Annotated in this window: 23 protein-coding genes and 4 tRNA genes; 22 read left to right on the forward strand and 5 right to left on the reverse strand. The window is 37.1% G+C overall.

Going from position 1 to position 23,244, the window contains the following annotated elements:
* Positions 1-8 precede the first annotated feature (8 nt).
* Positions 9-4,346 (reverse strand): glutamate synthase large subunit, encoded by a 4,338-nt coding sequence (gene gltB, locus ABGX27_06815; protein ID MEO2069210.1) that lies wholly within the window; start codon positions 4,344-4,346, stop codon positions 9-11.
* 128 nt (positions 4,347-4,474) lie between these two features.
* Between gltB and ABGX27_06820 the strand changes: the two genes are divergently transcribed.
* The 12 genes from ABGX27_06820 (at position 4,475) to ABGX27_06875 (ending at position 10,737) form a co-directional block, all read left to right on the forward strand.
* Positions 4,475-4,550 (forward strand) — tRNA-Thr (locus tag ABGX27_06820).
* Between the two features lie 5 nt (positions 4,551-4,555).
* Positions 4,556-4,641 (forward strand) — tRNA-Tyr (locus tag ABGX27_06825).
* Positions 4,642-4,648: 7 nt separating this feature from the next.
* Positions 4,649-4,725, forward strand: a tRNA-Gly gene (locus tag ABGX27_06830).
* A 7-nt stretch (positions 4,726-4,732) separates the two neighbouring features.
* Positions 4,733-4,809: transfer RNA gene (locus ABGX27_06835), tRNA-Met, on the forward strand.
* Positions 4,810-5,010: 201 nt separating this feature from the next.
* Positions 5,011-5,514, forward strand: coding sequence for a 3-isopropylmalate dehydratase small subunit (leuD, locus tag ABGX27_06840; protein ID MEO2069211.1), 504 nt, complete (start codon positions 5,011-5,013; stop codon positions 5,512-5,514).
* A gap of 14 nt (positions 5,515-5,528) precedes the next feature.
* Positions 5,529-6,611 carry a 3-isopropylmalate dehydrogenase gene (gene leuB, locus ABGX27_06845; GenBank protein MEO2069212.1) on the forward strand — a complete coding sequence of 361 codons (1,083 nt, stop codon included), beginning with the start codon at positions 5,529-5,531 and terminating at the stop codon, positions 6,609-6,611.
* Positions 6,612-6,620: 9 nt separating this feature from the next.
* Positions 6,621-7,637 (forward strand): aspartate-semialdehyde dehydrogenase, encoded by a 1,017-nt coding sequence (locus ABGX27_06850; protein MEO2069213.1) that lies wholly within the window; start codon positions 6,621-6,623, stop codon positions 7,635-7,637.
* A 12-nt stretch (positions 7,638-7,649) separates the two neighbouring features.
* Positions 7,650-8,009 (forward strand): roadblock/LC7 domain-containing protein, encoded by a 360-nt coding sequence (locus tag ABGX27_06855; GenBank protein ID MEO2069214.1) that lies wholly within the window; start codon positions 7,650-7,652, stop codon positions 8,007-8,009.
* Between the two features lie 11 nt (positions 8,010-8,020).
* Complete coding sequence (locus ABGX27_06860) at positions 8,021-8,710, forward strand: metal-dependent hydrolase (protein ID MEO2069215.1); 690 nt, start codon at positions 8,021-8,023, stop codon at positions 8,708-8,710.
* Entirely contained in the window at positions 8,710-9,459 is a 750-nt protein-coding gene (locus ABGX27_06865; GenBank protein ID MEO2069216.1) for a patatin-like phospholipase family protein, read from the forward strand. The genes ABGX27_06860 and ABGX27_06865 overlap by 1 nt, the downstream gene beginning before the upstream one ends.
* Positions 9,456-9,734: an acylphosphatase gene (locus ABGX27_06870; protein ID MEO2069217.1), complete on the forward strand. Its 279-nt coding sequence runs from the start codon at positions 9,456-9,458 to the stop codon at positions 9,732-9,734. Before ABGX27_06865 ends, ABGX27_06870 begins: the two co-directional genes overlap by 4 nt.
* Positions 9,709-10,737 carry a LysM peptidoglycan-binding domain-containing protein gene (locus tag ABGX27_06875; protein ID MEO2069218.1) on the forward strand — a complete coding sequence of 343 codons (1,029 nt, stop codon included), beginning with the start codon at positions 9,709-9,711 and terminating at the stop codon, positions 10,735-10,737. Before ABGX27_06870 ends, ABGX27_06875 begins: the two co-directional genes overlap by 26 nt.
* A 9-nt stretch (positions 10,738-10,746) precedes the next feature.
* On the opposite strand, the gene ABGX27_06880 is transcribed toward ABGX27_06875, so the two are convergent.
* Together ABGX27_06880 and ABGX27_06885 are read right to left on the reverse strand one after the other, a co-directional pair.
* Positions 10,747-10,914 carry a twin-arginine translocation protein, TatA/E family subunit gene (locus ABGX27_06880; GenBank protein MEO2069219.1) on the reverse strand — a complete coding sequence of 56 codons (168 nt, stop codon included), beginning with the start codon at positions 10,912-10,914 and terminating at the stop codon, positions 10,747-10,749.
* A 68-nt stretch (positions 10,915-10,982) separates the two neighbouring features.
* A complete protein-coding gene (locus tag ABGX27_06885) occupies positions 10,983-11,138 on the reverse strand; it encodes a zinc ribbon domain-containing protein (protein ID MEO2069220.1) in 156 nt (51 codons plus the stop codon).
* Positions 11,139-11,277: 139 nt separating this feature from the next.
* On the opposite strand from ABGX27_06885, the gene ABGX27_06890 reads away from it, so the two are divergent.
* Genes ABGX27_06890 through ABGX27_06935 form a run of 10 tightly spaced genes read left to right on the forward strand, consistent with a single transcriptional unit; the run spans position 11,278 to position 20,106 of the window.
* Positions 11,278-11,898 carry a hypothetical protein gene (locus ABGX27_06890; protein MEO2069221.1) on the forward strand — a complete coding sequence of 207 codons (621 nt, stop codon included), beginning with the start codon at positions 11,278-11,280 and terminating at the stop codon, positions 11,896-11,898.
* Between the two features lies 1 nt (position 11,899).
* The gene (locus ABGX27_06895) at positions 11,900-12,655 is read left to right on the forward strand and encodes a prepilin peptidase (GenBank protein ID MEO2069222.1); all 756 of its coding nucleotides are present in this window, start codon (positions 11,900-11,902) and stop codon (positions 12,653-12,655) included.
* 1 nt (position 12,656) lies between these two features.
* Entirely contained in the window at positions 12,657-13,307 is a 651-nt protein-coding gene (locus ABGX27_06900; protein ID MEO2069223.1) for a hypothetical protein, read from the forward strand.
* A gap of 9 nt (positions 13,308-13,316) precedes the next feature.
* On the forward strand, positions 13,317-13,955 hold the full coding sequence (gene tsaB, locus ABGX27_06905) for a tRNA (adenosine(37)-N6)-threonylcarbamoyltransferase complex dimerization subunit type 1 TsaB (protein MEO2069224.1): 639 nt from the start codon (positions 13,317-13,319) through the stop codon (positions 13,953-13,955).
* Entirely contained in the window at positions 13,927-14,385 is a 459-nt protein-coding gene (gene rimI, locus ABGX27_06910) for a ribosomal protein S18-alanine N-acetyltransferase (GenBank protein ID MEO2069225.1), read from the forward strand. The genes tsaB and rimI overlap by 29 nt, the downstream gene beginning before the upstream one ends.
* Positions 14,372-14,608, forward strand: a complete 237-nt coding sequence (locus ABGX27_06915; protein MEO2069226.1) for a YdcH family protein — start codon at positions 14,372-14,374, stop codon at positions 14,606-14,608. The genes rimI and ABGX27_06915 overlap by 14 nt, the downstream gene beginning before the upstream one ends.
* Entirely contained in the window at positions 14,598-16,250 is a 1,653-nt protein-coding gene (gene ilvD / locus ABGX27_06920) for a dihydroxy-acid dehydratase (GenBank protein ID MEO2069227.1), read from the forward strand. The genes ABGX27_06915 and ilvD overlap by 11 nt, the downstream gene beginning before the upstream one ends.
* A gap of 40 nt (positions 16,251-16,290) precedes the next feature.
* Entirely contained in the window at positions 16,291-17,478 is a 1,188-nt protein-coding gene (locus ABGX27_06925; protein ID MEO2069228.1) for an aspartate aminotransferase family protein, read from the forward strand.
* Entirely contained in the window at positions 17,468-19,189 is a 1,722-nt protein-coding gene (locus tag ABGX27_06930; GenBank protein ID MEO2069229.1) for a hypothetical protein, read from the forward strand. The genes ABGX27_06925 and ABGX27_06930 overlap by 11 nt, the downstream gene beginning before the upstream one ends.
* A complete protein-coding gene (locus tag ABGX27_06935) occupies positions 19,180-20,106 on the forward strand; it encodes an ABC transporter ATP-binding protein (protein MEO2069230.1) in 927 nt (308 codons plus the stop codon). The genes ABGX27_06930 and ABGX27_06935 overlap by 10 nt, the downstream gene beginning before the upstream one ends.
* Here ABGX27_06935 and ABGX27_06940 read toward each other — a convergent pair.
* Entirely contained in the window at positions 20,100-21,932 is a 1,833-nt protein-coding gene (locus ABGX27_06940) for a hypothetical protein (GenBank protein ID MEO2069231.1), read from the reverse strand. The two genes, ABGX27_06935 and ABGX27_06940, sit on opposite strands and share 7 nt — an antisense overlap.
* Positions 21,933-21,942: 10 nt before the next feature.
* On the reverse strand, positions 21,943-23,229 hold the full coding sequence (locus ABGX27_06945; protein MEO2069232.1) for an outer membrane protein transport protein: 1,287 nt from the start codon (positions 23,227-23,229) through the stop codon (positions 21,943-21,945).
* Positions 23,230-23,244 lie beyond the last annotated feature (15 nt).

Consider the following 23,244-nt stretch of genomic DNA (forward strand, 5'->3'; position numbering starts at 1 on the left):
ATTTAAAGTTAAGCTGGTAGCTTATCCATCCCAGAAAGTTTTATTTCAAGCTCTTTAACACCTATAGGAACTACTTTTCTAATGGATTCTAAAAGGAATCTATTTTCAAGGACTTTAGCAGCCAGTTTACTCCTTGTGAATTTGTAGTGTTTGGAAAGTAGCGACTTTAAAACTTCGTAGTCTTCAGTTGTAAGTTTTCGTACCTCAACGTAGTCTTTGTTAATCTTCTCTTCTATTTCGTCATCAAGGACAAATGCTGTTCCTCCGGTCATTCCAGCTCCAAAGTTCTTTCCAACTTTTCCTAAAATAACAACTATTCCTTTTACCATATACTCACAGGCGTGTTGACCAGCTCCTTCAACAACAGCAATCGCACCACTATTTCTGACTGCAAACCTTTCTCCAACAACTCCTCCTGCAAAGAGAGCTCCTCCTGTTGCTCCATAAAGAAGAGTATTTCCGGCTATTATGTTCTCATGAGGCTCTCCTTTAAACTCTTCAGGAAATCTTAAAACTATTGTTCCACCGCCAAGCCCTTTTCCGACATAATCGTTAGCTTCTCCTACAAGCTCTAAGGTTACTCCCTTTGGTAAAAATGCCCCAAAACTTTGTCCAGCAACCCCACGAAATCTTAAGTGGATAAACTCCTTTTCAATTTCTTCTTCTTTAAGAAGTTTAACTATGTGGTAAGCAAGTGAAACCCCAACACTCCTGTCAGTATTCTTGATTTCGTACTCTTTAAATACTTTTTCTCTCTTTTCTATAAATTGAAGAACATCCCTTACAATCTTTTCGTTTAGTGGTGATTCTACAGGAGTGTAAGGTAATTCTTTTCTCTTTAGTTTATAAATAGGATTTTGGGTGATAAAACTTAAATCCAAGTTCTTTGCATATCTAAACTTATCTTTTAACTCTCCGTTTTCGCTAAGTAAGTCATATCTTCCGATTATTTCGTCTAAGCTTCTATAACCCATTTGGGCTAATATGTACCTTACATCTTCTGCTACTAGCTTAAAGTAGTTGACAACAGTTTCAACGCTTCCTCTGAACTTACAGATTCTATTTTTATCCTGAGTGGCTATCCCAACGGGACAAATATTGGTATGGCAGTCTCTATCCATTACGCAGCCTTCAGCTATCATTGCGGCTGTTCCAAATCCAAACTCTTCAGCTCCCATTAATGCTGCTATTACAACGTCTTTTCCTGTTTTAAACCCTCCGTCTACTCTTAAAACAACTTTTTCTCGCAAGTTATTTTCAACTAAGTCTTTTTGGGTCTCTGGAAGACCTATTTCCCAAGGGAGACCTGCTCCTTTTATTGAGGAAAGAGGAGATGCTCCTGTTCCACCACAGGCACCGCTAATTTGAATTATGTCGGCTTTTGCCTTTGCAACTCCGGATGCTACTGTTCCTACTCCACTTTCAGCAACAAGCTTTACGGTTATTCTTGCCTTTGGGTTAGCAAGTTTTAAGTCATAAATAAGTTGTGCTAAGTCCTCAATTGAGTAGATATCATGGTGAGGAGGAGGAGATATTAAAGCTACGCCTGGAACAGAATATCTTAAAGATGCTATGTAAGATGTAACTTTATGTCCCGGTAGATGACCACCTTCTCCAGGCTTTGCTCCTTGGGCAATTTTTATTTCTATCTCTTCAGCAGATGCTAAGTAAGAGGGGGTTACTCCAAACCTTCCAGAAGCTACCTGCTTAATCTTGCTGTTTTTGTTGGTGTTGTAACGGACTGGATCTTCTCCACCTTCTCCACTACAGCTTTTTGCTCCCAAAATGTTCATAGCTTCTGCTATTACTTCGTGGGCAACTTTTGAAAGAGCTCCTACTGACATTCCGGGAACAATAAATCTTTTAACGATGGAAGAAACCGGCTCAACTTCTTCTACAGGGATTGGTTTTCTATCCGACTTTATGGTAAGTAAATCTCTTAAATGGGTAGGTCTTTTCTCTACAGCTTTTACTACTTCCTTGAAGTCTTCGTACTTTCCACTCTTTGAAGCTTTAAATATGTTTCTTATAACTTCTGGACTCCAAGAGTGGTGAATACCGTTTGGACGAGATTTTAGTTCTCCACTGTATTCTGGCTCTTCTACCTTTTCGGCTAACTTGACCCTTTCCTTAACTATTTCTTCTATATCTTCTAAGGTTATACCACCAATAGGTGAGAAGGTGTTAGGGAAGTATTTGTCAACAACTTCTTTGGAGATTCCTACAATGTCAAAAAGACAGGATCTATGGTAAGAAGCAAGGACAGAAATTCCCATTTTGGACATTATCTTTAGGATACCTGTTTCAATAGCTTTCTTGTAATTCTTCTCAAGTTCTGAGTACGGCAGGTTAAGGTCTATTTCTTTTGATTTTAGATACTCAAAAACAAGGTATGGATGGACTGCTGAGGCTCCAAAAGCTATAAGAGCTGCTACCTGATGGGTATCTCTTGCTTCTCCTGTTTCAACAATTATTGATACCTGATGTAAAAGTCTTTCCCTTTCAAGGAATGCAGTAAGTCCAGAAACGGCTAATATTGAAGGAATTGGATACTTAGTGTCTCTATCGGATAGGATAATAAGTTCTGTTCCTTTTTCTAAAATAGACTTTTTAACTTCTTCAAATAGTTTATTTAAGCCTTCTTTAAGTGAAGTATCAAATTCCATTTTAAAGGTGTCAACCTTTAAGATGTTGGTGTCCTTCAGTTCTTTAAATTCTGAAGGAGTAAGTAGTGGAGAGTGGAGTTCTAATCTCCTTAGAACTTTTCCCTCAAGGTTTAAAAAGTTGACCTTTGCTCCAAGTCTTATACTTAAAGACATTACAGCTTTTTCTCTTATTGGATCTATCGGAGGATTTGTAACTTGGGCAAACTTTTGCTTAAAGTGTTTAAATAGTAAGTAGGGTTTATCTAAAAGGTTAGGAATTGGAGTGTCATCTCCCATTGAAAAGACTGGTTCCTTTCCCATTTCAGCCATGTACTCAATAACTTCTTCTAAATCTTCTCTTGAGTAGCAAAACTTTACAAGTTCTTTGTTTAGGTTTTCCCGTGTCTTAGGTTCTATCTTTTCGGTTCTTTTGAGGTTAAAGAGTTTTCTTCTAACCTCTCTTTCTAAACGGAAAGAAGAAGCTATTCTTTCTAAAACATCCTCATTCTTCTTTACTGTCTTGTTTTCGGTATCAACAACAATGGTTTCTCCAGGCATTAACCTTCCAAACTCTTTTACTCCTTTTTCTGGAACGTCAATCATTCCAACTTCTGAGCCAAATATTACTTCGCCACATTCGGTAATAACGTACCTTGCAGGTCTTAGACCGTTCCTATCAAGCTTTCCACCTATCACTTTACCATCGGTGAAAGCTATGGCAGCAGGGCCATCCCAAGGTTTCATAAGAAGAGAAGTAAATTTAAAGAAAGCTTTCACCTCATCCTTAACGTTGTTTAAAAGCTCGTAAGCAGGAGGAACAAGAATGTTTATTGCTATTCTTGGATCTATTCCACAAACAATCATTAATTCAAAAACTCTATCTAAAGAAGCAGAATCGCTTTCATCAAATTCAACCAAGGGTAAGATGGTTTCTACTTTTTCTTTTATTTTCGGATGGTTTAATATCGGTTCTACAGCCTTTATAAAGTTTCTGTTTGCTGTAATAGTGTTTATTTCACCGTTGTGAGCTATAAGTCTTAACGGCTGAGCCAATCTCCACTCAGGGTTTGTATTGGTAGAATACCTTTGGTGGAATATTGCAAGAGAGCTCTTTATTTCCTCGTTCTGAAGATCTAAATAAAATTTTCTAAGATCTGGAGCTAAGAGCATTCCTTTGTAGGCCACTAGTCTATCTGAAAAGGAAACAACGTAGTTGTCAGGCGAAATAGCTTTCAGTAGCTTTTCAAGTTTTCTTCTTAATACGTAAATTTCCAAAAGGCTTTTGTTTGCTGGAGCTATTACTTGAATAATTTCTGGAAGTGCTTTCCTTGCTATCTCTCCACATTCTTTAGTATCAATAGGAACATCCCTAAAAATGCAAAATCTAAGAGTTTCTTTAACTTCCTTTTCTATAATTTCCTTGGCTTTGTCTACGTTTCCTTTTAAGAAAAAGACACCAACAGCTACTTTATCAGCTTTAAAATCTCTGTCTATTTTTTTGGCTTCGTTTATAAAGAACTCGTGAGGAACCTGAAAGAGAATACCTGAACCGTCTCCTGTTTTTCCGTCTGCAAGAGTTGCTCCTCTATGAGTAAGGTTGGCTACTGCCCTTAATCCTTTATCTATTATTGAATAAGATTTTTCTCCGTTAATGTTTGCTATAAATCCTACTCCACAGGAGTCTTTAAATTTTATTGCCATTGCAACTCCTTCTCTTTATTAAGGTTAAAATGGAAAATAATTCTACCAAAGAGAAGATGGTCAAAAATTCCATTTTTCCCCCTTGACACTTTTTAAGTTCTACCTATATTATTCAGCGTCCACGATGTGCCGGCTTAGCTCAGCTGGCAGAGCGGGTGACTTGTAATCACCAGGTCGGGGGTTCGACTCCCTCAGCCGGCACCATACGTGGAGGGGTGGCCGAGCGGTCAAAGGCACCGGACTGTAAATCCGGCGGCGGAAGCCTACGCAGGTTCGAATCCTGCCCCCTCCACCACTAAAGGGCGGGCGTAGCTCAGCTGGCTAGAGCATCAGCCTTCCAAGCTGAGGGTCGCGGGTTCGAATCCCGTCGCCCGCTCCACTATAGACGCGGGGTAGAGCAGTCCGGTAGCTCGTCGGGCTCATAACCCGAAGGTCGCGGGTTCAAATCCCGCCCCCGCAACCAATTTTCTTCTCCCATCCCTTCCTTCATCTTCCCTAAATACTTCCTTTATATTCTCTCCATTCAAATTAACCCTTCCTACTTTTGTATCTTTTCCATTTCTTCTTGATGACAAGGAATCTCAAGCCATTTTCTTTTGTTTTTTCTACGTTTTTACTGGTATAATTCCCTTTGACCTTGGACACAAAAATTAAGGAGGAAAAAATGTCTGATATTTTAAAAGGAAGAGCTTTTAAGTTTGGAGATGATATTAACACTGATGAAATTATTCCTGCAAGATATCTAAATACGTCTGACCCTTCTGAACTTGCTAAACACGTTATGGAGGATGCTGATCCAGAGTTTCCAAAGAAAGTTCAAAAGGGAGATATTATAGTTGCAGGAAAGAACTTTGGATGTGGTTCTTCAAGAGAACACGCTCCAATAGCTATAAAAGCAGCTGGGGTATCTGCAGTTATTGCTAAGTCCTTTGCAAGAATCTTCTATAGAAATGCAATAAACATTGGACTTCCAATTTTTGAGTCTCCAGAAGCTGTTGAAGGAATAGAAGAAGGGGATATTGTTGAGATAAATCAAGAAACTGGCGTTATTAAGAACTTAACAAAAGGAACAGAGTTTAAAGCAAATCCTATTCCACCTGATATTAGAAAAATCATGGAAGCTGGTGGTTTAATGGAATACGCTAAGCAAAAGCTAGGATTAAAGTAAAAAGTAGGAGGTGAATGTTGAAAAAGTTTAAGATAGCTGTTCTTCCAGGTGATGGTATTGGGCCTGAGATTGTAAAGCAAGCTGTGAAAGTAATGGATGCTGTTTCTGAAAAGTTTGATATAAAGCTTGAATATGATTATGCACTAATAGGTGGTGCTGCAATTGATGAATGTGGAGTTCCTTTCCCAGAGGAAACAAAAGAGAAAATTCTTTCATCAGATGCTGTTCTTCTTGGAGCTGTAGGTGGTCCTAAGTGGGATAATCTTCCATTTGAGATAAGACCAGAACGTGCACTTTTAGGAATGAGAAAGCTTTTAAATGCTTTTGCAAACCTTAGACCTGCAAAACTCTATGAAGAGCTTATTGATGCCTCTACCTTAAAGCCTGAAGTTGTTAGCGGCGTTGACATAATGGTTATTAGAGAGCTAACAAGTGGTATCTATTTTGGAATTCCGAAAGGCATTTTTGAAGACGATGGAGAGAGAGTAGGTATAAATACTTTAAGGTATAGAGAAAGTGAAGTTGAAAGAATTGCAAAAGTTGCTTTTGAAGTAGCAAGAAAGAGAAACAAGAAAGTAACAAGCGTTGATAAGGCGAACGTTCTTGAGGCAACCGTTTTATGGAGAGAAGTAGTAGAAAGAGTTCATAAAGAATATGAGGACGTTGAACTTAACCATATGTATGTTGATAATGCAGCAATGCAGATAATCAGATGGCCTAAGCAATTTGATGTTATAGTCACAACAAATATGTTTGGAGATATTCTCTCTGATGCTTGTGCAATGCTTACAGGTTCTCTTGGAATGCTTCCATCTGCAAGTATTGGTGGAAAAATTGGACTTTACGAGCCAATCCACGGTTCTGCTCCAGATATTGCAGAACAAAATATTGCTAACCCAATAGCTACTATAAATTCTGTCGGAATGATGTTTACATACTCTTTTGATATGCCAGAAGTTGAAAAAGCTATTGATGAAGCAGTTAAAAGAGTTCTCGCAAAAGGATATAGAACAAGAGACATTTATTCTGAAGGAACAAAAGTTGTGTCTACAGAGGAAATGGGTGATTTAATCGCCGAAGAGATAAAGAAGATGTAGGGGTAAAGAATGAAGGGTTATAGGGTTGCTGTTGTTGGTGCAACAGGAGCTGTTGGGCAAGAAATGTTAAAAGTTTTAGAACAGAGAAATTTCCCTGTTGCTGATCTAAAGCTTCTTGCATCAAAAAAGTCAGCAGGAAAAAAGCTCTGTTTTAAGGGAGAAGAAATCACTGTTGAGGAGTTAAAACCTGAGAGTTTTGAAGGTATAGACATAGCTCTATTTTCAGCTGGGGGAGATAGAAGTAAAGAATTTGCTCCAGAAGCTGTAAAGAGAGGGGCTGTCGTAATAGACAATAGCTCTGCTTTTAGGATGGAACCTGATGTCCCTCTTGTTGTTCCTGAGGTTAACCCAGAAGATGTGGACTGGCACAAGGGGATAATAGCCAATCCTAACTGTTCTACCATTCAAATGGTAGTTGTTTTAAAACCTCTCTACGATATTTCAAGAATAAAAAGAGTAGTTGTTGCTACTTATCAAGCAGTTTCTGGAGCTGGAGCACAGGCTGTTGAGGAGCTAAAAGAACAGACAAAGGCTATTTTGGAAGGAAAAGAAGTTCCTCCTCCTAATAAAATTCCAAAGCAGATAGCCTTTAACTGTGTTCCTCACATTGATAAGTTCTTTGAGGATGGATATACAAGAGAAGAACATAAAATGATAAACGAAACGAAGAAAATAATGCACGACGATGAGATTAAAGTCTCTCCAACCTGTGTAAGAGTACCTGTCTTTGTAGGACATTCAGAAGCGGTAAACATTGAATTTGAAAGCCCAATTTCTGTTGAAGAAGCAAGAGAGGCTCTAAGTAAAGCTAAAGGTGTTAAGGTTGTAGATGATTTTGAGAACTTCATTTATCCAACCCCAATAGATGTAGCAGGAAAGGATGAAGTTTTGGTTGGTAGAATTAGAAAGGATGATACAATAGAAAATGGTTTGAACTTGTGGATTGTTGGAGATAATTTAAGGAAAGGAGCTGCTTTGAACGCCGTTCAGATAGCAGAACTTTTAGTTGAAAGGAACTTAATATAGTAGGGTATAGCTATGGAAAGAAGATTCAAGGAAATTGTGAACTCCCTTCCTGAGATTGATTCAATAGCTATTGTTGATGAGGAGGGGTTTATCGTTTACAGGTACGATAAACCAAACCTTGATGTAGATCCTGAGGAAATTTCTGTTCACCTTGTAAATCCCGTTAATAAGATTTTAGAAATGACAGAAGATATTTATCAGGGAGAAAATTCTTTAGAAGAGATTGTTCTGTTTACTGAAAAACACGTTATACTGGTTTACAAGCTTGTTAATGATACTTTCTTAGTTGTTCTTGCAAAGAGAACACCACTTTATGGAAAAGTGAGATTTAAAATTCGTAGTAAGCTAAATGAGATTAAGGCAGCTCTTTAAAGGGGGGAGAAATGGCAAAACTTTGGTATCTTGGACATGCTGCGTTTTATCTTGAAGGAGAAGGAATAAAAGCTTTGATAGATCCCTTCTTAACAGGAAATCCTTGGGGAATTGCAAAACCTGAAGACTTTAAGGAACTTGACTATATATTTGTAACCCACGGACACGGGGACCACTTAGGAGATGCTGTAGATATAGCTAAAAATACTGGAGCTACTATCGTTAGTATTTTTGAGGTTGCTCAGTATTGTCAGGCAAAAGGGGCAAATGTTCATGCAATGCACATTGGAGGAAGCTATAAGTTTCCTTTTGGTAGAGTTAAGTTAGTTCCAGCTTCCCATGGAAGTTCTGTAATAGAAGATGATAAGGTTGTTACTTTAGGCTCCCCATGTGGAGTAATAATTGAGGTTGAAGGAAAGAACGTTTACCACGCTGGGGACACTGGGCTCATTGCTGATATGGAACTTATTGGAAGATATGAAGATATAGAAGTTGCTCTCTTACCAATTGGTGGAAACTTTACGATGGATGTAAAAGATGCCTCTATAGCTGCAGAACTTATAAAACCAAAAGTGGCAGTACCAATCCACTTTAAGACTTGGCCGATAATTGATGCAGATCCTGAAGAATTTAAGAAGGTAACAGAGTCAAGAGGAATAAAAGTTCAGGTTCTTAATCCGGGAGAAGAGTTGGAGTTCTAATGAAATTAGGACTTACCCTTTCGGGCGGCTTCGTAAAGGGAGTCGCCCATGCAGGCCTTCTTAAAGCTTTAGAATATAAAGGAATTTCTCCTTCCTTTATTGCTGGTTCAAGTGCTGGTGCTCTTGTTGGTGTCCTTTACTGTGCAGGTTTTTCTCCAGATGAGATAAAGAAACTTTCTAAAACCATTTCTTGGAAGAAACTCGTAAAGCCCACCTTTAAAGGAGGTATTTTTTCTCTAGAAGGATTAAGAAATAAGCTTTTAAACCTCTTAGGAGATATTGAGTTTAGGGATCTAAAAATTCCTTTTGGTCTTTCTGTGGTTAATCTTAAAACATTAAAGCCAGAGTTTATAACCGAAGGAAAAGTTGTTGATTGGGTTATTGCTTCATGTTCTGCGTCTCCAGTATTTGTTCCGTGTAAAATAGGTAGAAACTATTACGTTGATGGTGGGATTAGAAACTGTCTTCCTGCTGAAATGCCAAAAGTGTTTGGCTGTTCAATAAATATCTGTTCGAATGTTAACATTTTGCCTCCTAAGTTTAATCCAAACTCTATTGTTGATGTTGCAGTAAGAGTAAGTTTTGCTAGTATTATTGAAAATCAAGAGAAAAGATTCCAATATTGTGATATCCTTGTAAATCATGAAATAGAAGGTTCTCGTTTTGATTTTGATAACGTAGAAAAGTTTTTCGAGATTGGTTTTGAAAACGGTTTAAAGGCAATAGAAAGATTAGAGGAAGTTTTATGAGTATAAAGGCTTTTCATGCCTTTGTTAGCGGTAGAGTTCAAGGAGTTGGCTATAGAGCTTTTACAAAGAGGAAGGCAGAAAAGCTTGGATTAAAAGGATTTGTTAGAAACTTACCAGATGGTAGAGTTGAAGTTTATGCTGAAGGTGAGGAAGAAAAGCTCCAAGAGCTTCTTTTACAACTTAAAAAAGGGCCAATTCTAGCGAAAGTTGAGAAGATTGATTTTGAGTTTACAGAAACAAGGGGTAATTATGAAGATTTTGATATTCTTTATTAGCTTTCTCCTTTCTTTTTCTTCGGCTTTTGCAGATGTTATTTATAAAGTGAGAAAGGGAGACAACTTATCAAAGATTGCAAAGAGATTTGGTGTTTCTGTAAGAGATTTAATCAGGGCTAACGATTTAAAAAAGCCATACATAATTAGAGTTGGTCAAAGACTAAAGATACCAACGAAAGAGAGAAAAGCTTTTGTTCTATATGAGGTCAAAAAAGGAGATTCCATTCTAAAAATCGCTAAAAGGTTTGGTGTTTCCGTTGACGAAATTATAAAGGTTAACAATTTAAAGAAACCGTATATCATACGGGTAGGTCAGAAACTAAAAGTTCCTGTAAAAAGTACAAAGAGAGGAAAAAAACTTTCAAGAACCCGTAAGAAGAAAAACGATAATTTCATCTCTGCACAGCAAGCCCTTAGAAGGTCTTTGTTTAGAAAAGTTCCAGTTTATAAGTACTATCGAGTTAGAAAAGGAGATTCTATTCTGAAAATTGCTAAGAAGTTTGGTGTTTCTGCTAAAAGCATAATTAGGGTTAATCACATTAAGAAACCTTACATTATAAGACCCGGACAAAAACTAAAGATACTTGTTGGTTATAGGGATATCCTGAAACTTGATAGACCTATTCAGTTTCGCTTTCCTATTGATGGTAGAGTTGACCCAACGGTTAGAGAAAAAGGATACCCAGGGATTTTCTTTCTTAGTCCTGTCGGAGAAAAGGTTAAGGCTGCAGAAACAGGAATTGTTAAGTTTGCCGGAAAAGATGACCACTTACTTAAAGCTTACGGCAATTTCATTGTCATAGAACATCCAGAAGGATATCAAACGGTTTACAGTAACCTTGATAAGATTTTGGTAAAGCCAAAGCAGGTTGTTAAAAGAGGACAAGTTATAGGAACTGCTGGAATTTCTGGTGATTGGGGACGTAGTGGAATTTACTTTGAGATAAATAAGGTTTACGGTGGGAAAGTTTATCAGATAAATCCTTTGGAAGTTCTTAAATAATTATAGTAATTACCTTTTTTTCTCTACTACTTTTATAACAGGTTTTTCTTCCTCGCCTTCCAGGCCCTTTTTGAACTCCTTTTTAGCTTCAAAGAAGGCCTTAAAGAGATTTATAATCTTATCCCATCCAAAGATTACTCCAACGACAACAAATAGGAGAATAATTTTCGTTATCAACTTTCACCTCGAGGATAATCTTAAACTTTATTATATAAAAAGGGGCAAACTGCCCCTCAATATTAGCCTCAGCCAAATGGAGAACAGGCATTAACGATGTCAATTACTTCACCATCTTCAGAGTTACAAAAGGGACACTTGACTTCCATAAGTTGGAGAGGTGTATAAATTGCTTCTTCAAACTCAGCCCCGCAGCTGTTACACTGGAAGACGTAGATGTTCATATTTACCTCCAAAAATTAATATCATTGTGTATTCCTAAATTTAGGAGTTTTTTTAGAAAATGAAAAGCCAATCTTGATTTGTTGGTATGTAGAAATGGATTAAATTTCCCTTGGCAACTTCTTAAGGAGGTTTTCCAAGATGTCGCAGGATAAAAGAAGGAGAATGAAAGTAAGGATAGATGGAAGATATCACGAGATAGAGGTAAAGGATAGCTTTCCAAAAACAACAAGTAGCATTCTTAGACTTATTGAATATAGATATTTGTTTCCAGAACGTTCAATAAAGTATGTTGAAAAAGATGGAGAAGTTTTACATCCTACAAAAATTGATGAGGTTAAAGATCTAGAGGATTTAAATATAATTACAGAACCTTCAGTTAATATGATAAAGAAGCAGATAGAACTCGCTTTGATGGCCCTTGACGCAATGAGTGTTTCTTTAAACCAAATAGTTAGAGACTTTGAAACCAAGGGGGAACTTGCAAAACTCTACCTTAACAATCTTTTAGATTCTTTAGAGTGGACTGTAAAGGTTGTTGAAAATGGTTCAAAGATCCTACCGATTTACGATGGACTTGACGAAGCTATAGTTAGACTGGAAGACAAAATACTTAAGTTGGATGACTTAATGTATGAAGGAAATGAAGAAAGAACTATAGAAGTTCTGTCTAAGGAACTACCCGCAGCTATTGAAGAGTGGAAGAGTTTTCTAAAGGAGATGGTAAGATTTATAAAGTCAGCATCTGACGAGGTTCATTAATATGGAATATTTTTTAGCTTTTGTCATAGGAGCTATAGTCGGAAGTTTTCTAAATGTTTGTATCTATAGAATACCTTTAGGTAAGTCTTTAATTTTTCCTCCATCTTCCTGTCCAAGTTGTGGTAGAGAGATAAAATGGTACGACAACATTCCAATCATTAGTTATCTTATCTTGAGAGGAAGATGTAGGAACTGTAAGGAAAAGATTTCTGTCCAGTATCCTATCATTGAGTTTCTAACAGGATTATTAACTTTACTTGTTTTTGCAAAATATGGAATTTCTTTAAGCACTTTTTACTTTTTGATTCTTACATACGTTTTAATTGTGGTTGCTACCATTGACATTAAAACAATGCTTGTGTCTGTTAAGTTATGCTACTTTACAATGCTTATAGGAATACTACTTTCTCCTTTCGTTTCTGTTGTTTCTTTTAAGGACTCAATCCTTGGAGCCTCTTTTGGAGCAGGAGTTATTCTGTTCGTTATTGAAACGTATTATATACTAACGGGAAAAGAAGGTATGGGATACGGTGATGCTAATATAATGGCTGTAATAGGAGCATTTTTAGGATGGCAGAAAGTTCTTCTAGTTGTATTTTTAGCTTCGCTTGTAGGTGCAATTGTAGGTATTTTCTTTATGATTATTAAAGGAAAGGATACAAAGTTTGCTTTGCCTTTTGGGCCTTTCTTAGCTATAGGAGCTTATATCACAATGCTTTTTGGAGAGGAAATAATAAACTGGTACTTGGGGTGCTGAAATGATATTTCAAAAGAAAGTGGAGAATTTCTTATTAAAACTTTCGGAAATTTTCTTAACAGCTATTACGGTATCTCTGCTTATTATTTCTTTTGTTCTCTTTTGTGAATTCCTGGTAATGTCTCCACACTTCTTTCACTTGGAGGAAATAATCTTCTCTGGACACATTAAAGATGCAACTGAAAGTCTAAAAGAAATTATTTCCCCTCTCTTAATGTTTGTAATCGTTATAGAACTCATTATCATGCTCATAAAACACCAACCAAGGATTGTTTTCGATGTTCTTTTGATAGCAATAGCAAGAGAAATAATCATTTCTGGACACAACTTTAAAAATGTTTTGCTTGGAGCGTTATCACTGCTTATTTTGTTTTTCATTAGGAGATTTTTAACCTTTAAGAGTGTTCCTCCTGGAACGGCGGTTATTATAGATCCTTACATTACTGTTGAGTCTTTAAATGATATGCTTGATGTTCATATTCCATTTGAAGAAGAGAAGTATCTTGTTGACCTTATAGAAAAAGTGGCAAAAGATAGAGGAATTGCTCTTGAAAGGAGTAAAACAATAGATATTGCTAACGTTAAGATTGAAATACTTGACGTTGATGAGAAAGGGAAGCCTATCTTAGTAAGAGTTATTAAGACTGCGTAGGGTAAAGGTGTGTTAGTTTTAGGTATAGATCTTTCCATTTTTGAAGGAAGTGTTTCTTTGGCAAGAGATGGTGAAGTATTATCGGTTTCTATGTGGAACCAACCAAGGAAACATGCTGAAAAGGTCTTTATAGAAATAGAAAAACTTTTAAGAGATTTCAATCTTTCTAAAGATGATATAGACCTTACAGTAGTAACTTCTGGGCCGGGATCTTTTACCGGTGTAAGGCTTTCTATAACCGTAGGTAAGTCTTTAAAAGTTTTGGGATTTGATGTTAAGGCTGTATCCACTTTAGAGCTTATAGGATTAAATCTTGTGAAGTTGGGAGTAAAAACCGTTTCCCTTATTTCAGGTAGAAAAGGAAGATTCTACACTTTGTTAAGAGAAAGTTTAGAAAGTCCTCTCAATGTTATGGATCTAACAGAAGAGGAGGTTCTGTATTTACTTGGAAATAACGAAGAGTGCGTGGTGGCATACAAAGGAGAAATTCCAAAGAAGATCAAGGAAAACTCTAGGACTTTTCATGAAACTACTCCTTTGGGAGTTTACTGTTCCCTTTTACCCTTTGAACATCCTTTCCTTTTGAAACCTCTCCATTTCTACTACGTAAGAGATCACGATGCAAGACCTTCTTGTAAGGGAATGTAGGGAAGAAGATATAGGTGATATACTAAAAATAGAAAGAGAATCCTTTTCTGATTGCTGGAGCAAGGAAACTTTGGAAAAAGAACTCTCCTTACCTTTTTCCTATTTCTTAGTAGCTGAAGTTAACAAAGAAGTGGTTGGTTATTTGATATCGTGGATAATTGATGAGGTTTGTGAGTTAAACAGAATAGCAGTGTCAAAGCGTTTTAGAGGAAAAGGAATTGGAAAAAAACTTATTACAAGTTTAATAAATTTTTGCTTTGAAAAAAGTGTAAAGGGAATCTTACTTGAGGTTAGAGAATCAAACTTTGCAGCCATAAGGTTCTACGAAAGTTTTGGTTTTAAAAAAATTTCTACAAGAAAAAACTATTACGGTAATGAGACGGCTCTTATCTACAAACTTTTTTTAGGAGGCAGACATGTTAAGGGATGAGAATCTGAAGGCCCTAGCGAGAGAAAAGTTTCACTACTTTAAAACTCTCGAAATGAAACACCAAGAACTTGATGATCTAATTGATAAGATGGAAAAGAAAGCTGTTTTAACTCCTTCTGAAGAAGCAGAACTTAAAAAGCTAAAAGCTGAACGTCTTCGCTTAAGGGATGAAATGCTCTTTCTATTAAAGAAGGTAGAGGAGGAGTTAAAGAATGAGAAGTGATATTTTTAGAACTTTTGAGAAAATGCCAGCCCGTGCCTTAATGATGGCAACAGGACTCCAGAGGAAGGATATAGATAAGCCTTTAATTGGAATTATTTCAAGTTGGACTGACCTTGTTCCTGGCCATGTAGATATGTTTTCCTTGGAAAGATTTATCGAAAGAGGAATAGCTGCTGCAGGTGGAACTCCTTTTGTTGTTCGTGTTCCTGCCGTTTGTGATGGTATTGCTATGGGACATGAAGGAATGAGGTTTTCTTTACCTTTGAGAGAACTTATAGCGGATGCTGTTGAAGATGTTGTAACTGCTCACCAGCTTGATGGAATAGTTCTTCTAACTGCTTGCGATAAGATTACTCCAGGAATGCTAATGGGTGCAGCAAGGGTAAACATTCCTGCCATCGTTGTTACTGCCGGCCCAATGCTTGCAGGAAGGAGAGGAAAGGAAAGATTAGACCTTGTTACCCATACCTTTGAGGCTATTGGTCGCTACAAAAAAGGAGAGCTTACCTTAGAAGATTTAAAAGAGTTTGAAGCTTCCGCTTGTCCTTCTTCTGGGGCTTGTCAAGGTATGTTTACAGCAAATACTATGGCGTGTCTTACAGAAGCTTTAGGACTCTCTTTGCCTTTCTGTGGAACGTCTCCTGCACCTTTAGCGGAGAAAAAAAGGATAGCCGAAGCTTCTGGAGAGAAGATAGTTGAACTTGTAAGAAAAGGAATAAAAGCAAGGGACATTTTGACTCCTGCTGCTTTTAGGAATGCAATAAGGGTAGATCTTGCTCTTGGAGGTTCTACCAACACTGTTCTTCACCTTCCTGCAATAGCCCATGAAGCAGGAATTCCTTTTGAGATAAAACTTTTTGACGATTTAAGTAGAGAAACTCCAAAGATTTGTAGCATGAGACCCGGTGGAAAATATCTAATGGAAGATCTCCATTACGCCGGTGGAATTCCCGGAGTTCTAAAAAGACTTCACGACCTTTTAGAAGACAATCCGACAGTTTCTGGGGTTTCCATCAAACAGATTGCAATGAGTGCAAAGATTTGGGATGAAGATGTAATAAGACCTATTGGTAATCCTTATAGCAAAGAGGGTGGAATAGCTATTCTTTATGGAAATCTTGCCCCAGACGGAGCTGTCGTTAAGCAAGGGGCTATGTCTGAAAAAATGAAAGTCTTTACGGGAACTGCAAGAGTGTTTGACTGTGAAGAAGATGCAATGAAAGCAGTAATGGAAGGTAAGATAAAAGATGGAGACGTTATCGTGATAAGGTATGAAGGACCAAAAGGTGGTCCTGGAATGAGAGAAATGCTAGCAGTAACTTCTGCAGTTATGGGAATGGGACTTGGTGAGTCTGTAGCACTTATTACCGATGGAAGGTTTTCGGGTGGAACCCACGGCCCTTGTATTGGACACATATCTCCAGAGGCAGCCGAAGGAGGACCTATCGGTGTTGTTAAAGAAGGTGATAAGATTCACATAAACATTCCTGAAAGAAAGCTTGAGTTGCTAATTTCTCAAGAGGAACTGGAAAAGAGGCTTTCTGAATTTAAGCCTAAGCAAAAAGAGGTAAAATCCAAACTTCTTAGAAAGTATGCAAAACTTGTAACCTCTGCTGCAAAAGGAGCAATTCAAGATGTTTAAGGGGCTTTTGCCCCTAATTTCTTGATAAAGGGGTAGATAAATGAACGTTTTTGAAAAGACAGAAAAGTTTGTTATGAAAACTTACAACCGTTTTCCTGTTTCCTTTGTAAAAGGGGAAGGCTGTTGGCTTTTTGATGAAGACGGGAAAAAATACTTAGATATGCTTGCTGGAATTGCTGTTTGTAATCTTGGACATTGTCATCCCGCAGTTTCCGAAGCTATTTGTGATCAAGCAAAAAAACTTTTACACGTTTCTAACCTTTTTCACATAGAGCCGCAGGCAACTTTAGCAGAACTTATCTGTAAAAACTCTTTTGGAGAGAAGGTTTTCTTTTGTAACAGTGGAGCTGAGGCAAACGAAGGTGCTATAAAACTTGCAAGAAGGTATGGAACAGAAAAAGATCCTGAAAAGTATGAAATTATAGCTTTTAAGGGTTCTTTTCATGGAAGAACAATGGCTGCTGTTTCAATAACAGGACAGGGGAAGTATAGTCAAGGTTTTGGTCCGACACTTGAAGGGGTCAAGTTCGCCGAGTTCAACAATATAGACTCTGTAAAAAAGGTTATCTCAGAAAAAACTGCAGGAATAATAGTAGAACCAATTCAGGGAGAAGGTGGTATAGTTCCAGCAGAAAAAGAGTTTTTAAAAAGCTTGCGGGATCTAGCGGATGAAGTAGATGCGGTTTTGATTTTTGATGAGGTTCAGACAGGGGTAGGAAGAACAGGAAAACTTTTTGCCTATGAACACTACGAAGTTGAACCTGATGTTATGACTCTTGCGAAAGCTCTTGGAAACGGTGTCCCAATAGGGGCAATTGTTGCTAAAGGAAAAGCTAAGGACGTCCTAAAGCCGGGACTTCATGCATCAACTTTTGGAGGAAACCTTCTTGCTACAAGGGCAGGAATAGAAGTTCTAAAAATTGTTTCAAATGAGGACTTTCTAAAAGAAGTGGAAAAGAAAGGAGAGTATCTCAAGAAAAAGCTAAATGAGTTGAAGGAAAAGTATCCAAATCTTATTGATCACGTTAGAGGGAAAGGATTAATGATAGGAATGGTTTGCAAAGTTCCTTGTAAAGATATCGTAAAGTCTTGTCTAGAGAAAGGTCTTATTATTAACTGTACGGCACAAAACGTGCTAAGGTTTGTTCCACCTCTTATTATAAAAGAAGAGGAAATAGATCTTGGTGTGGAAATCTTAGATGGAGTTTTAAAGGAGTATGAAAGTTAAAGAAGCTGTTCCTTCTTTACTGTTTGAAACAGAAAGCTTGAGACAGGAAGTTGTAGTTGACGCTCTTGATTTCTTTATAGAGAAGATAAAGAAACTCGGTGTTTCTATAAATGCCATTTATCCTGCTGATCCTCTTTCCCTTCCTTTTTGTATGTACCTTTCTAATAAATTATCTACACCAATAAAAACTGAAAGGTTTTTATCAAGTTCAGATAAGGTCCTAGTTGTTTTCTCTTATCTTCCTCATAGGTATATTACGAAAAAGTTCATTAGCGAGAAGCTAAAAATCTTCAGGAAAAACTTTCCAAATTCTCCTTCATTACTTATTGCTTCTTCTGAAAAATCTAACCTTGTTGATTTTCAGCTACTTAAAGTTAAGGAACTTAATAGAGTAAACTCTTTTAGATTTCTACTAGAAGCTTTCAAAAACTTTTTTTACCCTGTTGAAAGTGAATTTACATACTTTCCGAGAACTCTTTGGGAAGCAGCCAAAAACGAAATAAAAACCTTTGAAAAGGCAAAACGAATAAGAGATAACATTAGAAAGTATACGGAGGAAGAGGAAAGTTCTCTTATTCTTAGGGAAGATTATTTAGAGATAGCTATATGGGAACGATTTAAAAAGAACATACTAGTTGTTCCAACCTTTTCTCAAGATAAGGAGGAATTTTCACAAATAACTTTTGAAAAACTCATAGAGGTTGAAAATAAAGTTTACAACTCAGTAATTACATCTCTTTTGGAATTTCTTTCCCAAAAACTTGAGTATTCTTTTCCTACTTACTTAGCATATTCAAGCTTTGAAGTGGTTGATAAGAAAGGTGTGGTAATTGTTCCCAAAGCAAAGGAAGTTCTTGATGGAGTAGATTTAAATATTGAAATTATTTTGAGGAGTAATAGCTTTACAAGGGATTTTCAAAAACTAAACAAAATACTGGACGGTTTTTTTGTTTCTTTAACAGGTAGCATTTTTGAAAAAGATGCCTTTAAGCCAAGTTTAGAGTTTGTTGTGGAAAAAGAAATAAAGAAAGCTTCTGTCTATATTAGTTGGTTCTTAGATAGAAGTATGCTACTGAAACTTTACAAAAAAGTAAATAAAAAATGGTTGCTTTCAAGGCTTCTTTCTCGCAAAGAATTAAAACTAAAGATAAAGGAACTTTTTAAGTTCTTGGAAGAGTTCTCTTTTTCACCGGAAAATTTGGAGTGGGTGTTTTCTGAACTTAACGCTATTTTAAGGAAAAGCCCCTCTTTCATGAAACTGTATGAAGAAAGAATAAAGGAAGTTTTGGACAAGAAAAACTTATGGGCGATAGTTGGAGCTTTTGGAAGTTTCTTGGTTGATGATTCAGATGAAGCGCTAAAGTTTCTCCTATCTTTGAAAGGATACGAAAACTTACATGAGTTTTTAGCAAAGGAGGATAGGTATTTTATTCCTATAAGAACAAAAAGAATTTACAGAGAAAATATAGAAAGGGTGATAGAAAAGAATTTAAGAATTTACCTTAAAGCTGAACCCTTAAATCCTGATTCTCCAACAACTTACGTTGTTCATTCCGAAGATGGTAGTTTTTTAGGAACTATACCTCAAATCTTTTCTCATTACATTTTTGCAAAGGAATCTTCTGGAAAGAAGATAGTTTGTAAAAAACTTTACTTTGATAGCTTAATTTTCTCAGGAAAATCCTACTGGGTAGAAGTGGAATGTCTTTAAAGGTAGAAAATCTTTCCATTTCGACCAAAGGATTCAAGATAGTAAAAGATGCTTTTTTAGAAGTAAAAAAAGGGGAAAAAGTTGCACTCGTTGGAGAAAGTGGAAGTGGGAAATCCCTAACAGCGTTTTCCATTTTGAAGCTTTTACCCAAGGATTTAGAGGCTAAGGGAAAAATAGAAGTTGATGGAATAGATGTTCTTTCACTAAAAGGAAAAGACCTCCTTTCTTTTCGCTGGGAAAAAGTTTCAATGGTTTTTCAAGATCCTTCTGCTTCTTTAAATCCTTTAATGAAGATAAAAGACCAGATAGCAGAGGCTATACTCTACCATAGGAAAGGAAATAAGAAAGAAATAGAAAAAAAAATTTTAAACCTTCTCAGACTAGCAAAAATTCCAAGACCTAAAGAAATAGCCAACGCTTATCCTCACCACCTTTCAGGAGGTCTAAAACAGAGGGTAGCAATAGCCATGGCTTTGGCTTGCGAACCTGACTACATCTTGGCAGATGAACCGACCACTGCCCTTGATTTAACGGTTCAGGCTGGTATCTTGGGACTTTTAAAAAGTGCTGAAGCCGGAGTATTGCTAATTACTCACGATATGGGAGTAGTTGCCGAATTTTCAGAGAAAGTTTTTGTTATGTATGCTGGACATACTGTGGAGTATGGAGAAACAAATGAAATTCTAAAAAATCCTCTACATCCTTACACGGAAGGACTTCTTAAGTGTTCTTTAACTTCTTTGAGCAAGGAGAAAGGAAAGCTTTTTTCTATTCCAGGAACTATTCCAGAACCTTCTCAAAAAATAAAAGGCTGCCCTTTTCATCCTCGCTGTCCAAAGGTAAAGGAAATTTGTAAAAGGAAAATGCCCCCTACAGTGGAAGTAGGGGACAGAACGGTAAGGTGTTTCCTCTACTGACTAAAGAAACTGTTTATCTGTTCTCTTGCTGTTTTCTGAGCATTTTCAACAAATTGAGGATCAAGCTTTCCTTCGGCTTCTGGATATTTATCTATTTCTGTGTGGAGGAGGAATCCGTGGTGAACCCAGTTTTCTTCGTTTCCAAAGATGTACCAACCGGAAGAAGACGCTGGTGGATTTAGAGGGTCTGGGGTTTCTACAAGGGTAGCGTTATCAAAACCAACCCTTTTTGCCAAAGCTTCGTTTGAAATATTTGGCACTACTGTATCTCCATACGCGTTTTGAACTAATGTTTTTGTAGAGTTTGTTGTTGCAAGATATACGGGATCGGCTGGATCAAGAATAGTTTGGAATATTCCGAGTAAAAACGCATAAGCGTTTGTGTTTTTCTTTACTCCAGTGGCCTCTAAAAGGGCTTTTATTGTTTCATTCTCTGCTGTATCAACAATTGAGATAAGGTTTGCCCCTCCGACATTTAAAACAACTTTGTCAGGATTTCCATAGTTTGCGTAAATGGAACCTGTGATGGATCCCATAGATATACCGAGGAAATAGACATTTGAGGGTTTATCGTTAGTTCCATCGCCATCAATATCGTAAAAGCCATTTCTTAGAAGTTCTTCTAGCAACCTTAGATTAAAAACAGCCTGATAAATATTAAACCTATTTTGTATCACGTTTGAAGTTAAGAAACATCCTAAACATTCAGTAGGGTTGTTTTCTGTTAGTTTCGTATAGTCTCCATGGAAAGGAAGATCTATAGCTACAACAGGAAGGTTTACATCAGAGAGAAGATTTCCTGCCTGATCTTTACTTCCTCCGAGACCATGTTGGAAGATGTAAACTGTGCCATTGTAAGAGTCTTGATTACCAAAGTAAACAGGAATGAACTTAACATAATCTCCTAAGTCAAATGGTTCTCCATTTTGGACTTTTTGAAAGAGTTCTGCTAGTTTCGTTATATCGAATGCGGGGAACGTTCCGTTACTTATAGCGTTTTTTATCTCGTTTGAGTTGTTTATAAGATCTAGAACATTTGCTATTGCGAAATCAAAACTTTCGTAATCGCTACTTAGGTTATCGTAGGAAAGGCCTTTTATTTCTAATGGAATAGGATCTCCACTTTCAAGAGATGAAAGGTAAGCTTTAATAACTCCAATGTCTTGAGATGATAGAGTTTTATTTGCCGTTGAGAAAGTAAAGGCTTCTGCTACTTCCTCTTTACTAAGTCCTAGGCTCTGATATAGAGCGTCGTAGTATCCTTCTTCTTCAAGTGAATTGAAAGCTTGAGGTGATAAAAGAGGATTTCCATTAATATCCTTAATTCCTTCAAGAAGAATAAAAGCATACTGGTGTCCTGCCTCTAAAGGTTTTACAGGATAAAACTTAAGGTATCTTCCATCCTGTTTGAAAGAAAGTCTATCTGCGTGATTTTCCCCAGAGGCTAAGTCAATTAAGAGATACTTCCCTATAAGAGAAGACTGGTCAATTGGTATGTCATTAATCAAGGGAATGATAATAGGAGTATTGGGACTAAAACCTTTTATTTGAAGTTTATTTATAGCTTCGTATAAAACTTTCTTTGCAGGATCTTCTACGGCTGATGTATCAAGGTATAGATAGCCGCTTGTTTCCTTCCAAAGAAGGTCATTTGGGAAAGGTATTCCCAATGGTGCATCTGCGTCTTTTATAAGTGGATCAAACACTAGTCCATTCCTCTCAAAAGAAGTTGTTACAACCTCTGGAACAGAACTATTTTCTTGAAGATTTGCTTCGCATGAAAACATTATCAAACAAGCAGCTAATAATCCAGAGATCTTTTTCATTTTATCCCCCTTAGAACCTGTAATTAACGGTTATACCGTAACCCCAAAGATATCCATCTGCAGACATAGCAACCGTTCCAGGTTCTCCTCTGGATCCCTCGTAAGTACTGTTAAGTTCTACGCTTTCACCCCCAATTTCTCTTTCGTACTCTGTTACGATATATTGAATGACGGTATCAACAGTAATTTTTCCAAAGTTTAATCCCAGACCAAGGGAGTAGGTTTTCTTATCCGCATCTGGCCAAAGCATATCAAAGGTTGAATCTGGAATAGGAGATGGATCGTAGAAATATCCTCCTCTTAAAGTAACGATCTTATTTAGTTTATACTCAAGGCCTATTCTTATTTGACGAGTATCTTTCCAGTTTCTTGGAAAATATTCTTCAGTTTTTCCAAGTAGTTCTTGGTCAAATTTAACTGTGTAATCTTTAATAATGCTCCAGTTTGTCCATACAACATCAGCGGTTAAGGTTAGCTTCTTGTTTGGTTTATACGTGACACCAGCTTGCAATTGTTCTGGATGGTCAATCTCTGTTGTTGCATGTACCTTATCAACGCCAACAACTTCCACTGTTCCTTCAAAGTTTGTTTGTGTTCTTGACCTGTAGGTAATACCGAAGGAAAGGTTATCGTAAGGTGTGTAGAGAACACCAACATTAAAAGAAACATTAAAATCATCACTTAGTTCACTTTTTATTACTCTGTTATGAAGGCTGGGTATTGTTGGGGAATAAATTCTTTTTTGAGTGCCAGCTTCGGATCTACCGAAAGAAATTCCAAAACCTGCAGATAAGTTGTCGGTTAGCTTTATGGCTACTGTTGGTGTTACTACTCCCCTTATGTAATAAGATTCAAAACTGTTATAGGCTGCAGGATTCTCTGCTGTATCTGAGTTCCATTTAATATGGAGACCATAAGGAACATAGGTAGCTATTCCAAAGTAAACGTTTTTAAATAGATGGGTTGCATAACCTATGTGAGGAACAAAAAGGCTATCGGAAGTGTCTGTGAAGGAAACATTATATGGGGCAATCTTTACTCCGTCTCCATCTATCGCTTTGAAATTGTGAACCTTTAGGGTAGGATTAAGGTATTCTCCTCCTATAGAAATCATTGGAGTGTCTATCTGTGTAAGACCCGCAGGGTTGTAATAAACAGCAAAAGGGTCATCAGCATAAGCTGAAAAAGCTCCTCCCAGTGCTGTTGCCTTTGAACCAATTCCAAAAGTGTCAACGTTTCCTGCTTTGGTAACTAGAGGGAAAAGAACGATGGTAAGAAGAGATAAGAACTTTTTCATAGTTCTGACCTCCAC

The organism is Desulfurobacteriaceae bacterium (assembly GCA_039832905.1).
In the GTDB taxonomy this organism is placed as follows: Bacteria; Aquificota; Aquificia; order Desulfurobacteriales; family Desulfurobacteriaceae; genus Desulfurobacterium.

What these genes read in the sequence shown, in the direction of transcription:
- gltB (MEO2069210.1), bottom strand. Translation starts at nt 4,346, where the DNA reads ATGGCAATAAAATTTAAAGACTCCTGTGGAGTAGGATTTATAGCAAAC.
- leuD (MEO2069211.1), top strand. Translation starts at nt 5,011, where the DNA reads ATGTCTGATATTTTAAAAGGAAGAGCTTTTAAGTTTGGAGATGATATT.
- leuB (MEO2069212.1), top strand. Translation starts at nt 5,529, where the DNA reads ATGTTGAAAAAGTTTAAGATAGCTGTTCTTCCAGGTGATGGTATTGGG.
- ABGX27_06850 (MEO2069213.1), top strand. Translation starts at nt 6,621, where the DNA reads ATGAAGGGTTATAGGGTTGCTGTTGTTGGTGCAACAGGAGCTGTTGGG.
- ABGX27_06855 (MEO2069214.1), top strand. Translation starts at nt 7,650, where the DNA reads ATGGAAAGAAGATTCAAGGAAATTGTGAACTCCCTTCCTGAGATTGAT.
- ABGX27_06860 (MEO2069215.1), top strand. Translation starts at nt 8,021, where the DNA reads ATGGCAAAACTTTGGTATCTTGGACATGCTGCGTTTTATCTTGAAGGA.
- ABGX27_06865 (MEO2069216.1), top strand. Translation starts at nt 8,710, where the DNA reads ATGAAATTAGGACTTACCCTTTCGGGCGGCTTCGTAAAGGGAGTCGCC.
- ABGX27_06870 (MEO2069217.1), top strand. Translation starts at nt 9,456, where the DNA reads ATGAGTATAAAGGCTTTTCATGCCTTTGTTAGCGGTAGAGTTCAAGGA.
- ABGX27_06875 (MEO2069218.1), top strand. Translation starts at nt 9,709, where the DNA reads ATGAAGATTTTGATATTCTTTATTAGCTTTCTCCTTTCTTTTTCTTCG.
- ABGX27_06885 (MEO2069220.1), bottom strand. Translation starts at nt 11,138, where the DNA reads ATGAACATCTACGTCTTCCAGTGTAACAGCTGCGGGGCTGAGTTTGAA.
- ABGX27_06890 (MEO2069221.1), top strand. Translation starts at nt 11,278, where the DNA reads ATGTCGCAGGATAAAAGAAGGAGAATGAAAGTAAGGATAGATGGAAGA.
- ABGX27_06895 (MEO2069222.1), top strand. Translation starts at nt 11,900, where the DNA reads ATGGAATATTTTTTAGCTTTTGTCATAGGAGCTATAGTCGGAAGTTTT.
- ABGX27_06900 (MEO2069223.1), top strand. Translation starts at nt 12,657, where the DNA reads ATGATATTTCAAAAGAAAGTGGAGAATTTCTTATTAAAACTTTCGGAA.
- rimI (MEO2069225.1), top strand. Translation starts at nt 13,927, where the DNA reads ATGCAAGACCTTCTTGTAAGGGAATGTAGGGAAGAAGATATAGGTGAT.
- ABGX27_06915 (MEO2069226.1), top strand. Translation starts at nt 14,372, where the DNA reads ATGTTAAGGGATGAGAATCTGAAGGCCCTAGCGAGAGAAAAGTTTCAC.
- ilvD (MEO2069227.1), top strand. Translation starts at nt 14,598, where the DNA reads ATGAGAAGTGATATTTTTAGAACTTTTGAGAAAATGCCAGCCCGTGCC.
- ABGX27_06925 (MEO2069228.1), top strand. Translation starts at nt 16,291, where the DNA reads ATGAACGTTTTTGAAAAGACAGAAAAGTTTGTTATGAAAACTTACAAC.
- ABGX27_06930 (MEO2069229.1), top strand. Translation starts at nt 17,468, where the DNA reads ATGAAAGTTAAAGAAGCTGTTCCTTCTTTACTGTTTGAAACAGAAAGC.
- ABGX27_06935 (MEO2069230.1), top strand. Translation starts at nt 19,180, where the DNA reads ATGTCTTTAAAGGTAGAAAATCTTTCCATTTCGACCAAAGGATTCAAG.
- ABGX27_06940 (MEO2069231.1), bottom strand. Translation starts at nt 21,932, where the DNA reads ATGAAAAAGATCTCTGGATTATTAGCTGCTTGTTTGATAATGTTTTCA.
- ABGX27_06945 (MEO2069232.1), bottom strand. Translation starts at nt 23,229, where the DNA reads ATGAAAAAGTTCTTATCTCTTCTTACCATCGTTCTTTTCCCTCTAGTT.